Below are 19,951 nucleotides of genomic sequence, written 5' to 3'. Positions count from 1 at the left end.
AGCTCCGCATGTCACGCTGCAGGCCGCGTATCCCGTAGCCTGGGCGATGAAAGCCTGCCTCGTGCGAAGCTTTTCTCGTCTTCAAGTGCTTGCAGCTGGCCATCCACTGTATATAATTCCAGTCACTGTATAAAAAGACAGAGCGCCCGCCATGTTGAAACTGACGCCACGCCAAGCCGAAATCCTGGCCTTCATCAAACGCTGCCTGGAAGACAACGGCTTCCCGCCGACCCGTGCGGAAATCGCTCAGGAACTGGGGTTCAAGTCCCCCAACGCCGCCGAGGAACACCTCAAGGCGCTGGCCCGCAAGGGTGCGATCGAAATGACTCCGGGCGCCTCCCGTGGCATCCGCATTCCCGGCCTGGAGACCAAGGCGGAGGAAAGCGGCCTGCCGATCATCGGCCGCGTCGCCGCCGGTGCCCCGATCCTCGCCGAGCAGCACATCGAGGAATCCTGCAACATCAACCCGGCCTTCTTCCATCCCCGCGCCGACTACCTGTTGCGCGTGCACGGCATGAGCATGAAGGACATCGGCATCTTCGACGGCGACTTGCTGGCAGTGCATACCTGCCGCGAAGCCCGCAACGGCCAGGTTGTCGTCGCCCGCATCGGCGATGAAGTGACCGTCAAGCGCTTCAAGCGCGAAGGCAGCAAGGTCTGGCTGATCGCCGAAAACCCCGAATTCGCCCCCATCGAAGTCGACCTGAAAGAACAGGAACTGGTGATCGAGGGCTTGAGTGTCGGCGTCATTCGCCGCTGATCCAGGAGGCGTCATGCAGCAGTTCATCCATGCACCCCAGCAAGCACAGTTGCCCCTGTTCGAGGCCTTCCTGGCCCAGCCGGTGCTGCCGGGCCTGAAGGCCCGCAACGGCGCCGCAGAGCAACCACGCAAGCCCCAGCAGCCCGAGCTGTTCAGCGAACTGTCCCTGCGTGGCGCACCTGGCCACTGCCAAAGCCTGCTGGCGCCAGTTCTGCGAGAACTGAGCGAAGAGGACGAAACCCGCTGGCTGACCCTCATTGCACCACCCGCCAGCCTGACCCAGGCCTGGCTACGCGATGCCGGCCTCAACCGTGAACGCATCCTGTTGCTGCAACCGGGCGCGAACCAGAGCGCCCTGCAGCTGGCCTGCGAAGCCTTGCGCCTGGGCCACAGCCATACCGTGGTCAGCTGGCTTGGCAACCTCAATGCCACGGCGCGCCAGCAACTGATCCGCGCAGCCACGACCGGAAACGCACAAAGCCTGAACATCCGCCTCGGCTGATGTTCAGGCTTTGCCTGTCTTTCAATTTCTGAATTGCAAAGCGCGAGGCTCAATGCAGAACGCGCGGCCCTTCCTCGTGCTCGAGATCGCCCTCGACCAGGCGACCTGCCATTTGCACGCCGACACTCAGCATGGCTTTGGCCACTTCCACATGCTGGCCTTGCAGGAACGCCTTGGCGTCCTCGGAGAAATCCAGGGTCACCAAAGAACCCTCGTCCTCGGCACGGCGCAGCTCGATCCGGCCATCAGGCAACTCGACAATTTCTAGAAAGGACGTTGACATATAGGGCCTGCTTTTCACGAAAGGCCGGTATTGTACCAGCCACCGCCGCTGTCAGCACTCACTCAACGCGTCACGGAAACGTCGCACCAAACCCTTGAGATTGTTGCGCCAACTTTCCAGCTCTTCCCGGGACAGCAGCGCCTGCTCGGGTTCATCCAGGTTCACGGCCTGGATCAGAGGCTGGGTGACGTCGGTTTTCGGTGCTTTTTTGGCGACCGGCGGTCGGAACAAATCGGCATAAGCACGAAGCAATTGCGCGAGCCAGGTTTCCGGCTGACGCGCCAGCTCCAGCATCTCGGCCACCTCCGGGATGGCGATGCCATTGAGCGCCTCCTCATTGAGCAACAGCTCCACCTGCGTGGCCGCCGCTTGCGGCAGGCGGTAAAAGCCGGCGATCTCATGGCATAGGCCAAGCAGTGCGCCATACAAGTGGAACAGCGCCGATTCACGCTCCGCCTGGATCAGGCCCTGGGCATTCATCGCCTGGCTGTCGGCAGCCTTGGCCATGGACTCCAGGGCAAGCCCTGCGAAGAACAGTTTCTGGTTGGTGCGGGTGTAGAGTTCCTGGGCCATTTCGAATGGCCTCCCTAGGCTGCAAGGCGATGCCTCAGTTTCAGGGATTGCCCCGCCCTGCCGCAAGCCGAATGTCATAAAAGACAAGGGCCGCTTCGTGCCCCATCGCGGGACAAGCCCGCGATGGGGCATGAAGCGGCCCCCTTTTAGCGCTTACCGATCAGCGCTTGTCTTCGACCTTCCACACCTTGCCGTCGTAGAACGCCTTCCAGCCCGTCGGCTTGCCGTCCACCTCGGACTGCACGTACTGCTCCTTGGTCTTACGGCTGTAGCGGATCACTGCCGGGCGGCCATCCGGATCCTTCTGCGGCGCATCGCACAGGAAGTGGTACTTCGGATCGATTTCATGCTTGTGCGGGACGATTTCCAGCACCAGCGGCGCACGGGTTTCGCGGTTCTTCGGGAACTGGCTGGCAGCCAGGAACAGCCCCGAGGCACCATCGCGCAGCACGTAGGTATCGTCGACCTTCTCGCACTTGAGCTCCGGCATGTCCACCTTGTCCATCTTCGGCGGCGCCGCCTCACCGTTCTTGAGCAGCTTGCGGGTGTTCTTGCACGCAGGGTTGGTGCAACCGAAGAACTTGCCGAAACGGCCGGTCTTGAGCTGCATCTCGCTGCCGCACTTGTCACATTCCAGGCTCGGCCCTTCGTAACCCTTGATGCGGTAGCTGCCCTCTTCGATCTCGTAACCCGGACAGTCCGGGTTGTTGCCACAAATGTGCAGCTTGTGTTTTTCGTCCAGCAGGTAGGCATCCATCGCCGTGGCGCAGATCGGGCAACGGTGCTTGCCACGCAACACCAGAGATTCGGACTCACCTTCGTCGTCAGCAGCGATCTCGTCGCCCGGTACCAGGTTCACGGTGGCCTTGCAGCGCTCCTTCGGTGGCAGGCTGTAGCCCGAACAACCAAGGAAGACGCCCGTGGAGGCGGTACGGATCATCATCGGCCGGCCGCACTCTTTGCACGGAATGTTGGTCAGCGTGGGCTGATTGGCGCGCATGCCGTTCTCGGCCGACTCGGCGGTCAGCAACTTCTTGCTGAAGTCGCCATAGAACTCGTCGAGGACGTTCTTCCAGTCGCGCTCGCCCTGAGCCACGTCGTCGAGGTTCTCCTCCATGCCGGCGGTGAAACCGTAGTCCATGAGGTTGGAGAAGCTCTCCGAGAGGCGCTCAGTGACGATGTCACCCATCTTCTCGGAATAGAAGCGGCGATTGTGCAGGGTTACGTAGCCGCGGTCCTGGATGGTGGAAATGATCGCCGCGTAGGTCGACGGGCGGCCGATGCCGCGCTTTTCCATTTCCTTGACCAGGCTGGCTTCGGTGTAGCGTGCCGGCGGCTTGGTGAAATGCTGGCTCGGGTCGAGCTGGATGAGCTTGAGTACCTCGCCCTGGGCCATTTCCGGCAGCACGTCATCTTCGCCCGGCTTGCTCTGCTGGGGCAGCACACGGGTGTAACCGTCGAACTTGAGGATACGGCCCTTGGCGCGCAACTCGAAGTCGCCGGCGTTGACCGTGACGCTGGTGGACAGGTACTGCGCAGGCGGCATCTGGCAGGCCAGGAACTGGCGCCAGATCAGCTCGTACAGGCGTTCGGCATCCCGCTCCATGCCACTGAGCTTGCTCGGATGGGTATTCACGTCCGAAGGACGAATCGCCTCGTGCGCCTCCTGGGCGCCTTCCTTGCTGCCGTACACCACCGGCTTTTCAGGCAGGTACTGCTTGCCGAATTCGCGCTCGATGTAGCTGCGCGCCATATCCAGCGCATCGACCGACAGGTTGGTCGAGTCGGTACGCATGTAGGTGATGTAGCCGGCTTCGTAGAGACGCTGGGCCATCATCATGGTTTTCTTCACGCCGAAGCCCAGGCGGTTGCTCGCAGCCTGCTGCAGGGTCGAGGTGATGAACGGCGCCGACGGCTTGCTGCTGGTCGGGCGGTCCTCACGCTTGGCCACGCTGTAGCTGGAAGCCTTGAGCTTTTCCAGCGCCGCCATGGCCTGGGCTTCGTTCAGCGGCTTGAAGGCTTCGCCCTTTTCGCGCGCTACTTCGAAGCGCACCTTGGCGTTCTTGGCAGTGCCGAGGTCCGCATGGACTTCCCAGTACTCTTCCGGGACGAATGCACGAATCTCACGCTCGCGCTCCACCACCAGTTTGACCGCCACCGACTGTACGCGGCCAGCCGAAAGGCCGCGGGCGATCTTGGCCCACAGCAATGGCGAGACCATGTAGCCGACCACGCGGTCGAGGAAGCGCCGCGCCTGCTGGGCGTTGACCCGGTCGATGTCCAGCTCGCCCGGCTGGGAGAAGGCCTCCTGGATGGCCTTCTTGGTGATTTCGTTGAACACCACGCGCTTGTAGCGGGTGTCATCGCCACCGATGGCCTCGCGCAGGTGCCAGGCGATGGCCTCCCCTTCGCGGTCCAAGTCGGTTGCGAGATAGATGGTATCGGCGTCCTTGGCCAGGCGACGCAGTTCCTCGATGACCTTTTCCTTGCCGGGCAGGATCTCGTACTTGGCCTTCCAGCCGGCTTCCGGATCGACGCCCATGCGGGCCACCAGCTGGCGACGGGCCTTCTCTTTCGGCGACAGGGCCGGCGCCTCACCTGCGGCCTTGCCGCGCTTGGCCGCCGGTTCCTTGCTGGCGCTGGCCGAACCGCTGGTGGGGAGGTCTCGGATATGGCCGATACTCGACTTCACCACGTACTGGCTGCCCAGGTACTTGTTGATGGTCTTGGCCTTGGCCGGGGATTCCACAATGACCAGCGATTTGCCCATGGATCGGAGTATTCCTGAATCTGAAGATGAAAAACGCGTCAGGTGCCGGACGCGGCACCGCTATATATAGTGGCAACAGAGTGAGGTCAAGCGCTCAGGTTCAGTCGCTTGCCACGCCAGGCTGCTCGAACAGCCCCTCTTCGGCCTTGACCAAAGCAAAGCGCGGCACCTGCTCGCCGTCAACCTCGACGGACTCCAGGAACATCGACAACGGCCGCACCCACAGGCCATATTCTCCATACAGCGCCTGGTAGAACACGACCCATTCTTCGGTCTCGGAGTGCCGCGCAACGCTGAACACACGATATTCCGGCCCTTTGTAATGCCGGTACACACCTGGCTGTATCTGCATGTCGCTCACCCTCTTGAAACAAACTTTAAAAACAAAAACCGGGGCACAAGGCCCCGGTCGCTGTAGACGATGCGATCAGACGCGTTCGAAGACAGTCGTGATGCCTTGGCCCAGGCCCACACACATGGTGGCGACACCCAGGGTACCGCCATTTTGCTTCATGACGTTGAGCAGGGTGCCGGAAATCCGCGCCCCCGAGCAACCGAATGGGTGGCCCAGAGCGATGGCGCCGCCGTGCAGGTTAACCTTCTCATCCATCTTGTCGAGCACTTTCAGATCCTTGAGCACTGGCAAGGCCTGTGCCGCGAAGGCTTCGTTGAGCTCGATGAAGTCGATGTCGGCCATGGTCAGGCCGGCACGCTTGAGGGCTTTCTGGGTCGACGGTACCGGACCGTAGCCCATGATCGCCGGGTCTACGCCCGCCACGGCCATGGAACGGATCACCGCCAAGGGCTGGATCCCAAGGTCCATGGCACGCTGGCCGGACATGACGATCATGCAGGAGGCGCCATCGGTGATCTGCGACGAAGTACCCGCAGTGACGGTACCGCCCTTGGGGTTGAATGCCGGCTTGAGCGATGCCAGGCCTTCGAGGGTGGTTTCCGGGCGAATGGTCTCGTCGTAGTCGAAGACCTTGAGGAAACCGTTCTCGTCATACCCTTGCATCGGGATGATCTCGTCCTTGAACTTGCCTTCGACCGTCGCCTTGTGGGCAAGCTGGTGCGAACGCAGGCCGAACTGGTCCTGCTGCTCACGGGTGATACCGTGCATCTTGCCGAGCATCTCGGCAGTCAGCCCCATCATGCCCGAGGCCTTGGCTGCGTACAGGGAAAGATGCGGGTTCGGGTCGACGCCGTGCATCATGCTGACGTGGCCCATGTGCTCGACGCCACCGACCACGAATACATCGCCGTTGCCGGTCATGATCGCCTGGGCGGCGGTGTGCAGCGCGCTCATGGACGAGCCGCACAGGCGGCTGACGGTCTGGGCGGCCGAGGTATGCGGGATCGGGGTCATCAAGGAGGCCATGCGGGCGATGTTCCAGCCCTGCTCGAGGGTCTGGTTGACGCAGCCCCAGATCACGTCCTCGACTTCCTTCGGATCGACCTTGTCGTTGCGCTCCAGCAGCTTGCTGATCAGGTGCGCGGACATGTCCTCGGCACGGGTATTGCGGTGCATACCACCCTTGGAACGGCCCATCGGCGTGCGACCGAAGTCGACAATCACCACGTCTCTTGGATTCAGGCTCATATCAATATTCTCGCTCTAACTCGTTGGGCGCTCAGTTGAAGAAGCGCTGGCCGCTCTTGGCCATTTCGCGCAGCTTCGCGGTCGGGTGGTACAGCGGCCCCAGATCGGCGTACCGGTCTGCCAGGGCGACGAACTCGGCGACCCCGATCGAATCGATGTAGCGCAGCGCGCCACCGCGGAAGGGAGGGAAGCCGATGCCGTACACCAGGCCCATGTCCGCCTCGGCGGCGGTTTCGACGATGCCGTCTTCCAGGCAGCGAACGGTCTCCAGGCACAGCGGGATCATCATCCAGTTGACGATGTCCTCGTCGGTCACCTCACGCTGTTCGAAGACGATCGGCTTGAGCACTTCCAGCACCGATGGGTCGGCGACCTTCTTCGGCTTGCCGCGCTTGTCGGTTTCGTAGGCGTAGAAGCCCTTGCCGTTCTTCTGGCCCAGGCGGTTGGCCTCGTACAACGCATCGACGGCGGAGCGGCGATCGTCCTTCATGCGGTCCGGGAAGCCTTCGGCCATGACATCGCGGCCATGGTGGCCGGTGTCGATGCCGACCACGTCCATCAGGTAGGCCGGGCCCATGGGCCAACCGAACTTCTCCATGACCTTGTCGATGCGCACGAAGTCCACACCTGCGCTGACCAGCTTGGCGAAGCCGCCGAAGTACGGGAACAGCACGCGGTTGACCAGGAAGCCCGGGCAGTCGTTGACCACGATCGGGTTCTTGCCCATCTTCTTGGCGTAGGCCACGGTGGTGGCGACCGCCACATCGCTGGACTTCTCGCCACGGATCACTTCCACCAGCGGCATCATGTGCACCGGGTTGAAGAAGTGCATGCCGACGAAGTTTTCCGGGCGCTTGAGCGCCTTGGCCAGCAGGTTGATGGAAATGGTCGAGGTGTTGGAGGCCAGGATCGCATCCTCCTTGACCTGCCCTTCCACTTCCGCCAGCACGGCCTGCTTGACCTTCGGATTCTCGACCACGGCCTCGACGACGATATCGACAGTGCCGAAGTCACCGTAGGACAGGGTCGGGCGAATGGCATTGAGCGCCTCGGCCATCTTGGCCGGGGTCAGGCGGCCCTTTTCGACACGCTTGCCGAGCAGCTTGGAGGCTTCGTTCAGGCCCAGCTGGATGGCTTCTTCGCGGATGTCCTTCATCAGGATCGGCGTGCCCTTGACCGCCGACTGGTAGGCGATGCCACCGCCCATGATGCCGGCGCCGAGCACGGCGGCCTGCTTCACGTCGTGGGCGATCTGGTCATGGGCCTTGGCCTTGCGCTTGAGTTCCTGGTCATTGAGGAACAGGCCGATCAGGCTTTCGGCGACCGAGGTCTTGGCCAGCTTGGCAAAGCCTGCGGCTTCGACTTCCAGGGCCTTGTCACGGCCGAAGTTGGCCGCCTTCTGGATGGTCTTGATGGCTTCGACCGGTGCCGGGTAGTTCGGGCCGGCCTGGCCTGCCACGAAGCCCTTGGCGGTCTCGAAGGCCATCATCTGCTCGATGGCGTTGAGCTTGAGCTTCTCCAGCTTGGGCTGGCGCTTGGCCTTGTGGTCCAGCTCGCCGCTGATGGCGCGCTTGATCAGGTCCAGGGCTGCGGCATGCAGCAGCTCGGGGGCCACCACGGCATCGACGGCACCGACCTTCAGGGCGTCCTCGGCACGGTTTTCCTTGCCGGCGGCGATCCATTCGATGGCGTTGTCCGAGCCGATCAGGCGTGGCAGGCGCACGGTACCGCCGAAGCCTGGGTAGATACCCAGCTTGACTTCAGGCAGGCCGATCTTCGCCGTGCTGGACATGACGCGGTAGTCCGCCGCCAGGCACATCTCCAGGCCGCCGCCCAGGGCGATGCCGTTGATGGCGACAACGGTCGGCACTTCGAGGTCTTCGAAGTCGTTGAAGATGCGGTTGGCTTCCAGGTTCCCGGCGACCAGCTCGGCCTCGGGCAGCTTGAAGTTGTCGACGAATTCGGTGATGTCGGCGCCGACGATGAACACATCCTTGCCGCTGCTGACGATCACACCCTTGATGGCGGCGTCGGCCTTGATGGCATCCACGGCCTGGCGCAGTTCGTCCAGGGTCAGGCGGTTGAACTTGTTGACGGACTCACCCTTGAGGTCGAACTTCAGTTCGACGATGCCGCTTTCAAGAGCCTTAACCGTGATGGCTTTACCTTCGTAAATCATCAACTGATCTCCACGATATGGAAGCTGAACTGTACACGCCGAACGCTGGCATTAAGGGCCGGCTTGGCCCCTACCCAGGCACACCCGTCAGCGCGCGAGTCGGGATTCTGTTAGAGCCGTTCGACATACAAACGCTCAATTCATACGCCCGTTTGATTTGGGTACGCACACATTCCTCGAAAAGATCGACGTTGTCAAATGCTCGCAAGCACGGTGAAAACGCGACTTTCCGGTCATTTTGCACCCACTGGGTACGAAACATGATGACAGTGATGGGCAGGTATTCATGGCGCAGCGCATGCCTTGAATTTTGCGGCGCCGATGAAATCGAGCGCCCGCCCAATACCCCAACCCTATCAAGCGAGGGCTTCGAGGACCTGGGCAATATCCTGCAAAACAGATTTGTCGCCCCGCTCGCCCCAGTACAGGGCAAGCATGCGGCTGTCGGCTTCGATCTTGTAGACGCTCTCCGGCAGGCGCGCAAAGGCCTCGCACAGACGGGCGTCCTCGCATGGCTCGCGCCACTGGTTCCACCACACACCCGGGGTGACCTGCCAATACACCCAGGTATCGTCATGGCCTTTACGCCGCGCGCGGTGGTATTGCGGGCAAGGGCTTGGCGGCTCCTTTTCCAGCCAATGAGGCCAGGTCTGGGGCGCCAGCTGCATGGCGAGGCCCATGCGTCGCCCCTCCATGCGCAAGTTCATCTGTTCACTCTGCTTGCGCGATGGCCGCAACCAGGCCAGGGGGCTGAGAATCAGCGCAAGGATTGACACCACCAGCCATACCGTCATATCTGTAGTTCCCATAAAGCGTTGCAAATGAGCTGGTTAGCCAGGTTTCACGGCATTCGGCCCGAAAGCGACCATACTTCTACTATCGCGATTGCAGGAGTACCACCCATGTCCTACGAACATCTTCTGGTCGCCGTCGACCTGACCGAAGAATGCGACCCGGTGATCAAGCGTGCCATGAAACTCGCCGAGCCCACGGGTGCCAAGGTCTCCCTGGTGCATATCGTCGAACCCATGGCCATGGCCTTTGGCGGAGACGTGCCAATGGACCTGTCGCAATTGCAGCAGCAACAGTTCGACCAGGCCAAGGAGCGCATGGATCGCCTGTTCAACAAGTACCCGACCATCAACCGTGGCGACTCGCACCTGACCTACGGCCAGCCACGCCAGGAAATCCACCAGTTGGCCAAGGAGCAGAATTGTGACCTGATCGTGGTGGGCAGCCATGGCCGCCATGGCCTGGCCCTGCTGCTGGGCTCCACCGCCAACGACGTGCTGCACGGTGCGCCTTGTGACGTGCTGGCGGTACGCCTGCTGAAGAAAGAAGGCTGACACGTACTTGCGGCTGCTTTGCAGCCCGCTCCTACAGGGCCAGCGATGCCCCTGCAGGAGCGGCGCTGTGGCGGTCCCGCTTACCCCGCGATGGGGCGCATAGCGCCCCCGATACGCTCTACCCTTCCAACTCGGCCCAACGCTCGACCAGGGCGTCCAGCTCACCCTGCATCTGCTCCAGCTTGGCCAGTACTGCCGAGGTCTCGCCAATCGGGCGCTGGTAGAAACCAGGGGCATTGACCTCTTCCTGAACCGCGGCCATACGCTGCTCCAGCGCGTCGATCTGTCCCGGCAGGGCTTCCAGCTCGCGCTGCAGCTTGTAGCTGAGCTTCTTCTTCCCAGGCTCCACCGCAGCGGCAGACGCAACCGGCGCTGGCGCCGCCTGCTCGACAGGCTTCTCCACCACCGCGCTGCCAAGCGCTGCCTTGCCGCCCTTGCTTTCGGTCACGCCCAGCAACTTTGGCGAGCCGCCCTGGCGGATCCAGTCCTCATAGCCCCCGACATATTCGCGCACCCGCCCCTGGCCTTCGAACACCAAGGTGCTGGTGACCACGTTGTCGAGGAACGCCCGGTCGTGGCTGACCATCAACACGGTGCCCTTGAAGTTGGATAGCACTTCCTCGAGCAGCTCGAGGGTTTCGACGTCCAGGTCGTTGGTCGGCTCGTCCAGCACCAGCAGGTTGGCTGGCTTGCTGAACAGCTTGGCCAGCAACAAACGCGCCCGCTCACCGCCCGACAAGGCCTTGACCGGCGTGCGGGCACGCTGGGGGCTGAACAGGAAATCGCCCAGGTAGCTGAGCACGTGGCGATTCTGGCCATCGATCTCGATGAAGTCGCGCCCCTCGGCAAGGTTGTCGATCACCGTTTTTTCCAGATCCAGCTGGTGGCGCATCTGGTCGAAGTAGGCGACTTCCAGCTTGGTGCCGCGCTCGACCTTGCCACTGCTGGGCTCCAAGTCACCCAGCATAAGCTTGAGCAAGGTGGTCTTGCCGGTGCCGTTGGCGCCCAGCAGGCCGATGCGGTCCTCGCGCTGCAGGACCATGGAGAAATCCTTGACCAGCAGGGGGCCGTCGGCATGGGCGAAACTGACGTTCTCCAACACCATGACCTGCTTGCCGGACTTGTCCGCCACCTCGATCTGGATGTTCGCCTTGCCCTGGCGCTCACGTCGTTCGCCACGCTCCACACGCAGGGCCTTGAGGGCGCGTACACGGCCTTCGTTGCGGGTACGCCGAGCCTTGATGCCCTGGCGAATCCACACTTCCTCCTGGGCCAGGCGCTTGTCGAACAGCGCATTGGCGGTTTCCTCGGCGGCCAGCATGGCCTCCTTGTGTACCAGGAAGCTGGCGTAGTCACCGTTCCAGTCGATCAAGCCGCCGCGGTCCAGCTCGAGGATACGCGTGGCCAGGTTCTGCAGGAAGGAACGGTCGTGGGTGATGAACAGCACCGCACCGTTGAAGCCGCTCAGGGCTTCCTCGAGCCAGGCGATGGCGCCGATGTCCAGGTGGTTGGTCGGCTCGTCGAGCAGCAGCAGGTCGGGTTCGGACACCAGTGCCTGGGCCAGCAGCACACGACGACGCCAGCCACCGGAGAGCTCTGCCAGGGTCTTGTCGGCCGGCAGCTGTAGGCGGCTCAGGGTGCTTTCCACCACCTGCTGCAGGCGCCAGCCGTCGCGGGCCTCGAGCTCGTGCTGGACATGCATGAGTTTCTCCAGGTCGGCGTCGCCCTGGATGTTCTGGCTCAGGTGGTGATAGTCGGCCAGCAGCGCCCCGACACCGTCCAGGCCCTCGGCCACGACGTCGAACACGCTGCGCTCGTCGGCCACCGGCAACTCCTGCGGCAGTTCGCCGATCTTCAGGCCTGGGGCCCGCCAGATCTCGCCGTCATCGGGCCGTTGCTCGCCCTTGACCAGGCGCAGCATGCTCGACTTGCCGGTGCCGTTGCGACCGATGATGCACACCCGCTCGCCACGCGCGATCTGCCAGGACACCTTGTCCAGCAGCGGCATGGCACCGAACGCGAGGGACACATCGCTGAATTTGAGCAGGGTCATAATCGTCTCCAAAAACCGGGCGCGCATTCTACCTGACTTGCCCCTTCCCGGCATCAACCCGGCCCTATTCCAGGGGCCGTGCGACACCCGGTCGAAGATAATCTCCGGATACAAGCTCAGTGCTTTCATCCGCCGCCGGCAAACGGCTAAGCTAAGGCAATAGATCCCAACAGTGCTGGCTCCGCCGTCACTTTCCCATGGTTCAACTGCCCGGACGTCTCATGCGCAGCCGCCTGTTCCAACTCGTTTCCTGCCTGCTGTTCACTGCCACCGCCACGAGTGCGGCACAGGCCATCGACATCACCCAGCAACGTCAGTACTACGACGAAGCCAAGCGCGCCTTGGCCAAGGGCGACAAAGGCCCCTACCTGCGCTACGCCCAGGCACTGCGTGACTACCCGCTGACGCCCTACCTGGCCTATGACGAGCTCACCGCCCGCCTCAAGAGCGCCAGCAACCAGGAAATAGAAGGCTTCCTCGCCAAGCACGGCGACCTGCCCCAGGCCAACTGGATGAAGCTGCGCTGGCTGCGCTGGCTGGCCGAGCGCGGAGAGTGGAGCACGTTCGTCAAATACTACGACCCCAAGCTCAACTTCACCGAGCTGGACTGCCTGAACGGCCAGTACCAGATCACCCACGGTCAGCGTGCCGAGGGCTTCGCCAGCGCCGAAAAGCTGTGGAACGTGGGCAAGTCGCAACCGGCGGCCTGCGACACCTTGTTCGGCCTCTGGGCCGCCGAGGGCCAGTTGACCGAAGCCAAGCGCTGGCACCGGGCCAAGCTGGCGGCCCAGGCGCGCAACTACGGCCTGGCCAATAGCCTGGTGAAAAGCCTGACCACCCTCGCCCCCCAAGGCCGCCTGCTGATCGACGTGGCGCAAAAGCCGCAACTGCTCAACCAGCCGTCGCGCTTCACCCCGGCCAACGAGGCCATGTCCGATGTGGTCAGCCTGGGCCTGCGCCGCCTGGCCCGCCAGGACCCGGAACGGGCCATGGCGCTACTCGACGACTACGCCCAGCGCATGCACTTCTCCCGTGACGAGAAAGTCGCCATCGCTCGCGAGATCGGCCTGACCCTGGCACGCCGCTATGACCCGCGCGCCCTCGACCTGATGACGCGCTACGACCCCGAACTGCGCGACAATACCGTCAGTGAATGGCGCCTGCGCCTGCTGCTGCGCCTGGGGCGCTGGGAAGAGGCCTACAAGCTGACCCAACGCCTGCCCCAGGACCTGGCCAGCAGCAACCGCTGGCGCTACTGGCAGGCACGCAGCCTGGAGCTCGCCCAGCCGAACAACCCACAGATCCCGCTGCTGTACAAGACCGTGGCCCGTGAACGCGACTTCTATGGTTTCCTGGCCGCCGACCGGGCGCAAACACCCTACCAGCTGAACAACAAGCCGTTGGCGCTGAGCCAGCAGGTGATCAACAAGGTTCGCAACACCCCGGGCATCCGCCGCGCGCTGGAATTCCACGCCCGCGGCCAGATCGTCGAAGGTCGCCGCGAGTGGTACCACGTCAGCCGTCATTTCAACCGCGACGAGATGGTCGCCCAGGCGCGCCTGGCCTACGACCTGCGCTGGTACTTCCCGGCGATTCGCACCATCAGCCAGGCACAGTACTGGGACGACCTGGACATCCGCTTCCCCATGGCCCATCGCGACACGCTGGTACGCGAGGCCAAGGTACGCGGGCTGCATTCGAGCTGGGTGTTCGCCATTACCCGCCAGGAAAGCGCCTTCATGGAAGACGCCCGCTCCAGTGTCGGGGCCAGCGGCCTGATGCAGCTGATGCCGGCTACGGCCAAGGAGACGGCGCGCAAGTTCAACATACCGTTGGCCTCACCGTCGCAGGTGCTCAACCCGGACAAGAACATCCAGCTGGGGGCAGCCTACCTGAGCCAGGTGCACGGGCAGTTCAATGGCAACCGGGTGCTGGCATCGGCAGCCTACAACGCCGGCCCCGGGCGAGTACGCCAATGGCTCAAGGGCGCCAAGCACCTGAGCTTCGATGTCTGGGTAGAATCGATACCGTTCGATGAGACCCGGCAGTATGTACAGAACGTACTGTCCTATTCGGTCATCTACGGGCAGAAGCTGAATTCACCGCAGCCGTTGGTGGATTGGCATGAGCGTTATTTCGACGATATGTAACGGGGTGGGCTACGCGGACGGGCGCTACTGGGTTCGTCGTTCGGGCCCTATCGCCGGCAAGCCGGCGATAGGCTGCAAAGCAGCCTCTAGAACCTGAGCCCACCACCCGTCCACCAGGCCAGGCGCCGTCTGTACTCCTGAGGCAACAGGCGGCCGGAACGCAGGGGCCCGTAGCCCCCTACTCAAGGACCTCGACCGCCATCCCCACCCGCAACTCCCCACTGCCATCCACCGCCAGGTTCTGCCCGAACAATACATCCCCCTCACGCTCACGGAACGTCTTCAAGGTCGTCAACGGTTCGCGATCCGCGCTGCGCTCCCCGGTCGCCGGGTCCAGGGTCGTCAGGATGCAGCGCACGCTAGGCTTGAGCACCCGGAAAACCAGGCCGCCGATACGAATCCGCTTCCACCCGTCCTCGGCAAACGGCTCGCCCCCCGAAACCACCAGGTTCGGTCGGAACCGCAACATCTCCATGGGCCGCCCGATCCGTCGATTCAGCTCATCGAGCGAGCCCTGGCCGATCAACAGCAAAGGAAACCCGTCCGGGAAAGCCGCACGGTCACTGTTGAACCCATAGCCATTGGGCAGGTAGCGGGCCCGCTGCTCGGGGCAATGCACCAGGCGCACCGGCTTGCCGAGCAGCTCGCTCAACCAGGCCGCGGCGGCGTCGCCGGCGTCGGGCACGCGCAGGGTATCGCGCCAGATGGTCACCCCCCGCAGCGCCTCGTCGGCGGGTGGTACAGGCACCGTAAGCGGCGCCTGCCCCGAGGTTTCAAGCAGCAATTGGCCATCCACCGCATAACTGGCCTTGAGCTGCCCCAGGCGCGGCCAGGCCCGCTGGGTAAGGAAGCGCCCATTGTCTTGCTCCACCACCATCCAGCGCCGGTCGCCCTGCAGACCCAGCACGTCTACCGCCGAAGCCTCGAGGCTCTGGGCCTGCCCCGATTTCACCGGGTACCGATACAACGCACTCAAAAACATCCCTGCCCGCCTCATGCCAGTCGAAAGCGCAAGCTTATACCCGGCAGCGGCCAGCAAGCACTAGGCGGTGGCCTCATCCAGCATCAGCCGCTGGTGGACCACCTCCACCAACCGGTCAGGCTGGAACTTGGACAGGAAGTTGTCGCAGCCGACCTTCTTGACCATCGATTCGTTGAAGCTTCCCGACAACGAGGTATGCAGCACCACGTGCAGACCGCGCAGACGGGCATCGTTGCGAATCTCCGTAGTCAGCCGGTAACCGTCCATTTCCGGCATTTCCGCATCGGTGAACACCATCAACAACTTCTCGCAGACGTCCTCCCCTGCATCGGCCCACCCCTTGAGCATGCGCAAGGCCTTCAGGCCGTCACTGGCCACATGCAGCTTCATGCCCAGCTGGGACAGGGTCTCGCGCAACTGCACCAGGGCCACGCTGGAGTCGTCCACGAGCAACACTTCACGCCCACGGGCCCGCGCCAGGACCGGGTCGTCGAGCTTGTCCCGGGAAACGCGGGTGTTGTAGGGCACGATCTCGGCCAGGACCTTCTCCACATCGATCACCTCGACCAGTTGCTCATCGACCTTGGTGATCGCCGTCAGGTAATGCTGGCGCCCGGCACTGGAAGGCGGTGGCATGATCGCTTCCCAGTTCATGTTGACGATGCGATCGACACCACCGACCAGGAACGCCTGTACCGAACGGTTGTACTCGGTGACGATGATGGTGCTGTCCGGCCCTGGCTGCAGTGGCCGCATGCCGATCGCCTGGGACAGGTCGATCACCGGCAGCGTCTGGCCGCGCAGGTTGACCACGCCGCAAACGAACGCATGGCGCTGTGGCATCAATGTCAGCTTTGGCAGTTGCAGTACTTCCTGAACCTTGAACACATTGATGGCGAACAACTGGCGGCCTGCCAACCGGAACATGAGAATCTCCAGGCGGTTCTCACCCACCAATTGCGTTCGTTGGTCGACCGTGTCGAGAATGCCAGCCATTGGAAACCCCCAGGCTTGAGTCAGGTGAATGATGTCATCTGCCCTGTATCGGCGGTTTGGGCAGCAGCTTGACCTGCTATGAAAAATGCATGATGCCCAATTGATATCAATCTAACATCATGCTCTACTGCTTACAGCCCTTCTAGCCCCGCCCTTGCGCCCTTGCTTCGAAAACCATCAGGGTTTCCCCTAGTGGCAATCGGGTGCAACCTGATATTCCCCATATCCATTAGCCATTAATGTGACGCCTTTCTCAATGCATGAATGGAGTCAGGCTTTGCTAGCGACAGTCTCGGTGTTGCCAAGCGCGTGTCCCGCCCTGCACACAGGGGCGTCATGATGGACAACGCACCACTGAACAATGGCGTCCTCCAGGATTTCCTGGTGGATGCACAGGTATGGCTGACAAAGTCGCTGGAATGCCTGCAGCATCTCGAGCTGATCCACAACGATCCCGATGCCTGCTTCTGCCTGAACGAAACCCTCGAGACCCTCGCCCGTCGCGCCAACCTGCTGGGCCTGCTGGAAGTCGCCCACTACACGGCCTCCTTGCAACGGTTGCTCGAGCCAGCCTGCCGGCAACGGCATCTGGGCAGTGAAGCCTTGAGTGCGCTGCACGCATGCCTGAACCTGCTGGCCTGGCAATTGGAGCTGGTCGACACTTCGACCGGCCGCCTCAGCCTGGATACCGAGGAACAACAGCTGCTGCTAGGCGAATTGGCCGATGCCATGGGCCAACCCCTTCCAGAGCTGTGCGGCCCTTGCCGGGCTCGCGGCGATGTTTGCGTTCACGCACATCCCACCCAGGCGATATCCAGGCCATCCAGCAGCCTGAACAGCCCCCGGCATTGAGGTCCCAGCCCTGGCATTCGGGTGTGTTCCCAACCCACCGTCATACAGACAGCCCACGACACGACTTAACGCTGCTTGCGCCCGAAAACACCAGGGTCTCAGGTCATTACCCAGCAGCGACCAAATGAACCTGAAGTGATACCATGCCCGCAATCGAATGCACGCGTCGCGGGTATTGTCCAATTGGATGGACACCTTCGATGACAGTTGAACGCAGGATGCCAAAGCCTCTGATCACACCCATGCAAGGCCTCCAATAGCAATAATTCAGTGGCTTTTCTACTTATGCCCCCACGCTTGAAAATTCCATCACGTTGCCGCGCCACCTTGCTGCGCTGGGCGACTGCATTGATAGGCGTGGCCTCCTTGCTTGCCAACCTGATGCTGAGCCTGCGCGGGCAGCCGTTGCCTGCCAGCCTGCTGCTGTTACAAGTGCTCGCCCTGGCTGGCGTTTTCTGGCACTGGCGTCAATGGGGGCGATCGATCAGCCTCCGGCCTTCAGAACTGGCCGATCGCATGCTCAAGGTCCAGGAAAGCGAACGGCAACGCCTGAGCCGCGAGCTGCATGACGACATTGGCCAATTGCTCACGGCCGCAAAGCTCCAGGTCGACTGGCTCCAACGGCGCATGCCAGCCGATCTGCAGGCGCACTGCGACACCTTGCGCAAGACCCTCGACAACACCTTGGGCAACGTACGCGACGTCTCTGCTCTTCTGAATCCGCGTCAACTGGCCAGCCTGGGCCTGGAGGCCAGCCTGCGCGCCCACCTGTTGCGCACGCTGGAAAACAGCGAGGTGCATTGGAGCCTGGAGTGCCACCAGCGTTTGGAGGGCATCTGCGAGGACGTTGCCATGGCGGCCTTTCGCATCACCCAGGAAGCCGTTACCAACATGTTGCGCCACGCCAATGCACGCAACCTCACGATCAGCCTGCGGCGTACCCCTTCGGGCCTCGCCCTGTCGATCCAGGACGACGGTTGTGGCTTCGCCCCTGCCACCGACCCGGCCGAGGCGGGCCAGCGCGGCATGGCAGGCATGCTGGAACGCGCCACTGCCCTGCAGGGCAGCCTGACCATCACCAGCCAACCCGGCCAAGGCACCCGGATCGACGCCGTGTTCCCATGGCCACCGCGCACCGAAGAGCGTGCCAGGATACCTGCCTCCCATGACCTGTAGATTATTGCTGGTGGATGACCACTCGCTGATCCGTGCCGGCGTGCGCGCCCTGGTGTCCGATATTCCCGGCTATGCGGTGGTTGGCGAGGCCGACGACGGCAGCCAGTTGCTGGAAATGGTCCAACGCCTGGCCCCGGACATCGTCCTGCTGGACATCTCCATGCGCTCGACCAGCGGCCTGGATGCCTTGAACCAGCTCCAGGCGAACGGCCTCGCATGCAAGGTACTGATCCTTTCCATGCATACCGACCCTGACTTGATCATGCGCGCCCTGGAGAGCGGTGCCCACGGCTATCTACTCAAGGACACCACGGCCAACGAACTGGAACAGGCCTTGGCTGCCTTGCGCAGCGACGAACGGTACCTGAGCCCAGCGATCGCCCACACGGTGATCAACCAGGCGCTGTTGCGTGCCCAAGATGGCAAGCAGCCTGCGGTCGATCGACACAACTTGACCGCCCGCCAGCTGGAAATCCTGCGCCTGATCGTGCGCGGCAAGTCGACCCGGGAGATCGCAAGCGGCCTGGGCCTTTCCATCAAGACCGTCGAAACCCACCGCTCGCAGATCATGAAACGCCTGCAGATCTATGACGTGGCCGGCCTCGTGCTGTTTGCGGTGCGCGAGAAGATCATCAGCCTCGACGACTGAGCACTGGCGAGTCCTCCGGCAAGTGCAGGCGCAATGCCCCCGGGCAGGCTTCGAAGCGCAGGCTGTCGGCCTGCAGCGGCTCGCCGTCGAGGTTGATGTCCAGCCCCTGGGAGCCCTTGATTTCGACCCAGGGCAGGCGGGCCCGGATGAACAACCCTTCTCCGGCCAGCAATTCGCGCAACGCCCCGACCATCTCCTGGGGCGCAGGCAAGATGCCGATGTCCAGCAAACCATCGTCGACCATTGCGTCGGGGCACAGCACATGCCCGCCACCGGCCTGGCGGCCGTTGCCGATGCCCAGCGCGAGCAAATCACCCTGCCAGTGGAAATCCGGCCCTTGCAGTTCCACCGAGGCCGCCTGCAACTCGCTGAAACGCGACAACCCCGTGAACAAGTAGGCCGCAGCGCCCAACACCTTCTTCAAGTCTTCCGACGTGTTGGCGGTCACCTGGCTGCCGAAGCCGCCGGTAGCCATGTTGAGAAACAGCTGGTCGCCGACCTTGCCCAGGTCCACCGCCCGGGCCGGCTGCTCCAGCAGGTTCAGCGCAGCCTCAGGCTCCAGCGGTACACCTGCAGCCTTGGCAAAGTCGTTTGCCGTACCCAGGGGTAGCAACGCCAGGCTGGCCGAGTGGCTGGCCTGGCCCATGGCCTCGGCGATGTCGCGCAGCGTGCCATCCCCACCACCGGCGACCACGTGCGGATAACCGGCGGCCAAGGCCTCGCCGACCAACCGCTGGGCGTCGCCCGCCTCCCAGGTCAAACGTACATCCAGCGTCCAGCCGCGCTCACGCAGGGTACCCACGGCACTGCGCACCTCTTCGTTCATGGCCTGCTTGCCATGCAGGATCAACATTGCCTTGCGCTCGCCCATCACGCTTCCCCTCGCCTTTTCGCTTCCAATCTCGACCACGACTGATGGCCAATGGTTGCATGAATGAGTGAGATAGAACCTGACCGACCGACAAAAACTTGGCTACCAAGACCAGCCACCTGGCACAGCGGCCATTTTATTGACTATGCTCATGCCATATACCCTGGCTGAAACAGCGTACCAGCCGACGACGAGGTAGCGGGGCC

The 19,951-nt window shown here is 62.8% G+C and carries 18 protein-coding genes; 7 read left to right on the top strand and 11 right to left on the bottom strand.

Going from position 1 to position 19,951, the window contains the following annotated elements:
- Positions 1–151 precede the first annotated feature (151 nt).
- Positions 152–760, top strand: a complete 609-nt coding sequence (gene lexA / locus K8374_RS07525) for a transcriptional repressor LexA (protein ID WP_084858186.1) — start codon at positions 152–154, stop codon at positions 758–760.
- 13 nt (positions 761–773) lie between these two features.
- Positions 774–1,262: an SOS-induced cell division inhibitor SulA gene (gene sulA, locus K8374_RS07520; RefSeq protein WP_084858187.1), complete on the top strand. Its 489-nt coding sequence runs from the start codon at positions 774–776 to the stop codon at positions 1,260–1,262.
- Between the two features lie 49 nt (positions 1,263–1,311).
- Here sulA and K8374_RS07515 read toward each other — a convergent pair whose 3' ends face one another.
- From K8374_RS07515 to K8374_RS07485, 7 genes are all read right to left on the bottom strand, one after another.
- Positions 1,312–1,545, bottom strand: a complete 234-nt coding sequence (locus K8374_RS07515) for a hypothetical protein (RefSeq protein ID WP_084858188.1) — start codon at positions 1,543–1,545, stop codon at positions 1,312–1,314.
- A gap of 51 nt (positions 1,546–1,596) precedes the next feature.
- The gene (locus K8374_RS07510; RefSeq protein WP_224458506.1) at positions 1,597–2,118 is read right to left on the bottom strand and encodes a DUF6586 family protein; all 522 of its coding nucleotides are present in this window, start codon (positions 2,116–2,118) and stop codon (positions 1,597–1,599) included.
- 160 nt (positions 2,119–2,278) lie between these two features.
- On the bottom strand, positions 2,279–4,888 hold the full coding sequence (gene topA / locus K8374_RS07505) for a type I DNA topoisomerase (protein WP_224458505.1): 2,610 nt from the start codon (positions 4,886–4,888) through the stop codon (positions 2,279–2,281).
- Positions 4,889–4,988: 100 nt separating this feature from the next.
- Complete coding sequence (locus K8374_RS07500) at positions 4,989–5,240, bottom strand: DUF1653 domain-containing protein (protein WP_224458504.1); 252 nt, start codon at positions 5,238–5,240, stop codon at positions 4,989–4,991.
- Between the two features lie 75 nt (positions 5,241–5,315).
- Positions 5,316–6,491 (bottom strand): acetyl-CoA C-acyltransferase FadA, encoded by a 1,176-nt coding sequence (gene fadA, locus K8374_RS07495; RefSeq protein WP_224458503.1) that lies wholly within the window; start codon positions 6,489–6,491, stop codon positions 5,316–5,318.
- A 31-nt stretch (positions 6,492–6,522) separates the two neighbouring features.
- Positions 6,523–8,670 carry a fatty acid oxidation complex subunit alpha FadB gene (gene fadB, locus K8374_RS07490; RefSeq protein WP_224458502.1) on the bottom strand — a complete coding sequence of 716 codons (2,148 nt, stop codon included), beginning with the start codon at positions 8,668–8,670 and terminating at the stop codon, positions 6,523–6,525.
- Positions 8,671–9,026: 356 nt separating this feature from the next.
- On the bottom strand, positions 9,027–9,464 hold the full coding sequence (locus K8374_RS07485) for a hypothetical protein (protein WP_224458501.1): 438 nt from the start codon (positions 9,462–9,464) through the stop codon (positions 9,027–9,029).
- Positions 9,465–9,572: 108 nt separating this feature from the next.
- On the opposite strand from K8374_RS07485, the gene K8374_RS07480 reads away from it, so the two are divergent.
- The gene (locus K8374_RS07480) at positions 9,573–10,016 is read left to right on the top strand and encodes a universal stress protein (RefSeq protein WP_084859247.1); all 444 of its coding nucleotides are present in this window, start codon (positions 9,573–9,575) and stop codon (positions 10,014–10,016) included.
- 118 nt (positions 10,017–10,134) lie between these two features.
- On the opposite strand, the gene K8374_RS07475 is transcribed toward K8374_RS07480, so the two are convergent.
- Entirely contained in the window at positions 10,135–12,069 is a 1,935-nt protein-coding gene (locus K8374_RS07475; RefSeq protein ID WP_224458500.1) for an ATP-binding cassette domain-containing protein, read from the bottom strand.
- A gap of 221 nt (positions 12,070–12,290) precedes the next feature.
- On the opposite strand from K8374_RS07475, the gene K8374_RS07470 reads away from it, so the two are divergent.
- The gene (locus K8374_RS07470; protein ID WP_224458499.1) at positions 12,291–14,219 is read left to right on the top strand and encodes a transglycosylase SLT domain-containing protein; all 1,929 of its coding nucleotides are present in this window, start codon (positions 12,291–12,293) and stop codon (positions 14,217–14,219) included.
- A gap of 178 nt (positions 14,220–14,397) precedes the next feature.
- On the opposite strand, the gene K8374_RS07465 is transcribed toward K8374_RS07470, so the two are convergent.
- On the bottom strand, positions 14,398–15,201 hold the full coding sequence (locus tag K8374_RS07465) for an MOSC domain-containing protein (RefSeq protein WP_224458498.1): 804 nt from the start codon (positions 15,199–15,201) through the stop codon (positions 14,398–14,400).
- Between the two features lie 60 nt (positions 15,202–15,261).
- Complete coding sequence (locus K8374_RS07460) at positions 15,262–16,197, bottom strand: chemotaxis protein (RefSeq protein WP_084859051.1); 936 nt, start codon at positions 16,195–16,197, stop codon at positions 15,262–15,264.
- A gap of 339 nt (positions 16,198–16,536) precedes the next feature.
- Here K8374_RS07460 and K8374_RS07455 point away from each other — a divergent pair, with 339 nt between their 5' ends.
- The 3 genes from K8374_RS07455 (at position 16,537) to K8374_RS07445 (ending at position 18,874) form a co-directional block, all read left to right on the top strand.
- On the top strand, positions 16,537–17,049 hold the full coding sequence (locus K8374_RS07455; RefSeq protein WP_411969610.1) for a histidine kinase: 513 nt from the start codon (positions 16,537–16,539) through the stop codon (positions 17,047–17,049).
- Between the two features lie 285 nt (positions 17,050–17,334).
- Positions 17,335–18,225, top strand: coding sequence for a sensor histidine kinase (locus K8374_RS07450; RefSeq protein WP_224458496.1), 891 nt, complete (start codon positions 17,335–17,337; stop codon positions 18,223–18,225).
- The gene (locus tag K8374_RS07445; protein WP_224458495.1) at positions 18,215–18,874 is read left to right on the top strand and encodes a response regulator; all 660 of its coding nucleotides are present in this window, start codon (positions 18,215–18,217) and stop codon (positions 18,872–18,874) included. The genes K8374_RS07450 and K8374_RS07445 overlap by 11 nt, the downstream gene beginning before the upstream one ends.
- Here the strand turns inward: K8374_RS07445 and yegS are convergent.
- A complete protein-coding gene (gene yegS / locus K8374_RS07440; protein WP_224458494.1) occupies positions 18,858–19,745 on the bottom strand; it encodes a lipid kinase YegS in 888 nt (295 codons plus the stop codon). The two genes, K8374_RS07445 and yegS, sit on opposite strands and share 17 nt — an antisense overlap.
- Positions 19,746–19,951 lie beyond the last annotated feature (206 nt).

Origin of the sequence: Pseudomonas sp. p1(2021b) (assembly GCF_020151015.1) — a bacterium.
In the GTDB taxonomy this organism is placed as follows: domain Bacteria; phylum Pseudomonadota; class Gammaproteobacteria; order Pseudomonadales; family Pseudomonadaceae; genus Aquipseudomonas; species Aquipseudomonas putida_K.
This window is presented reverse-complemented; position numbering and strand designations above follow the sequence as displayed.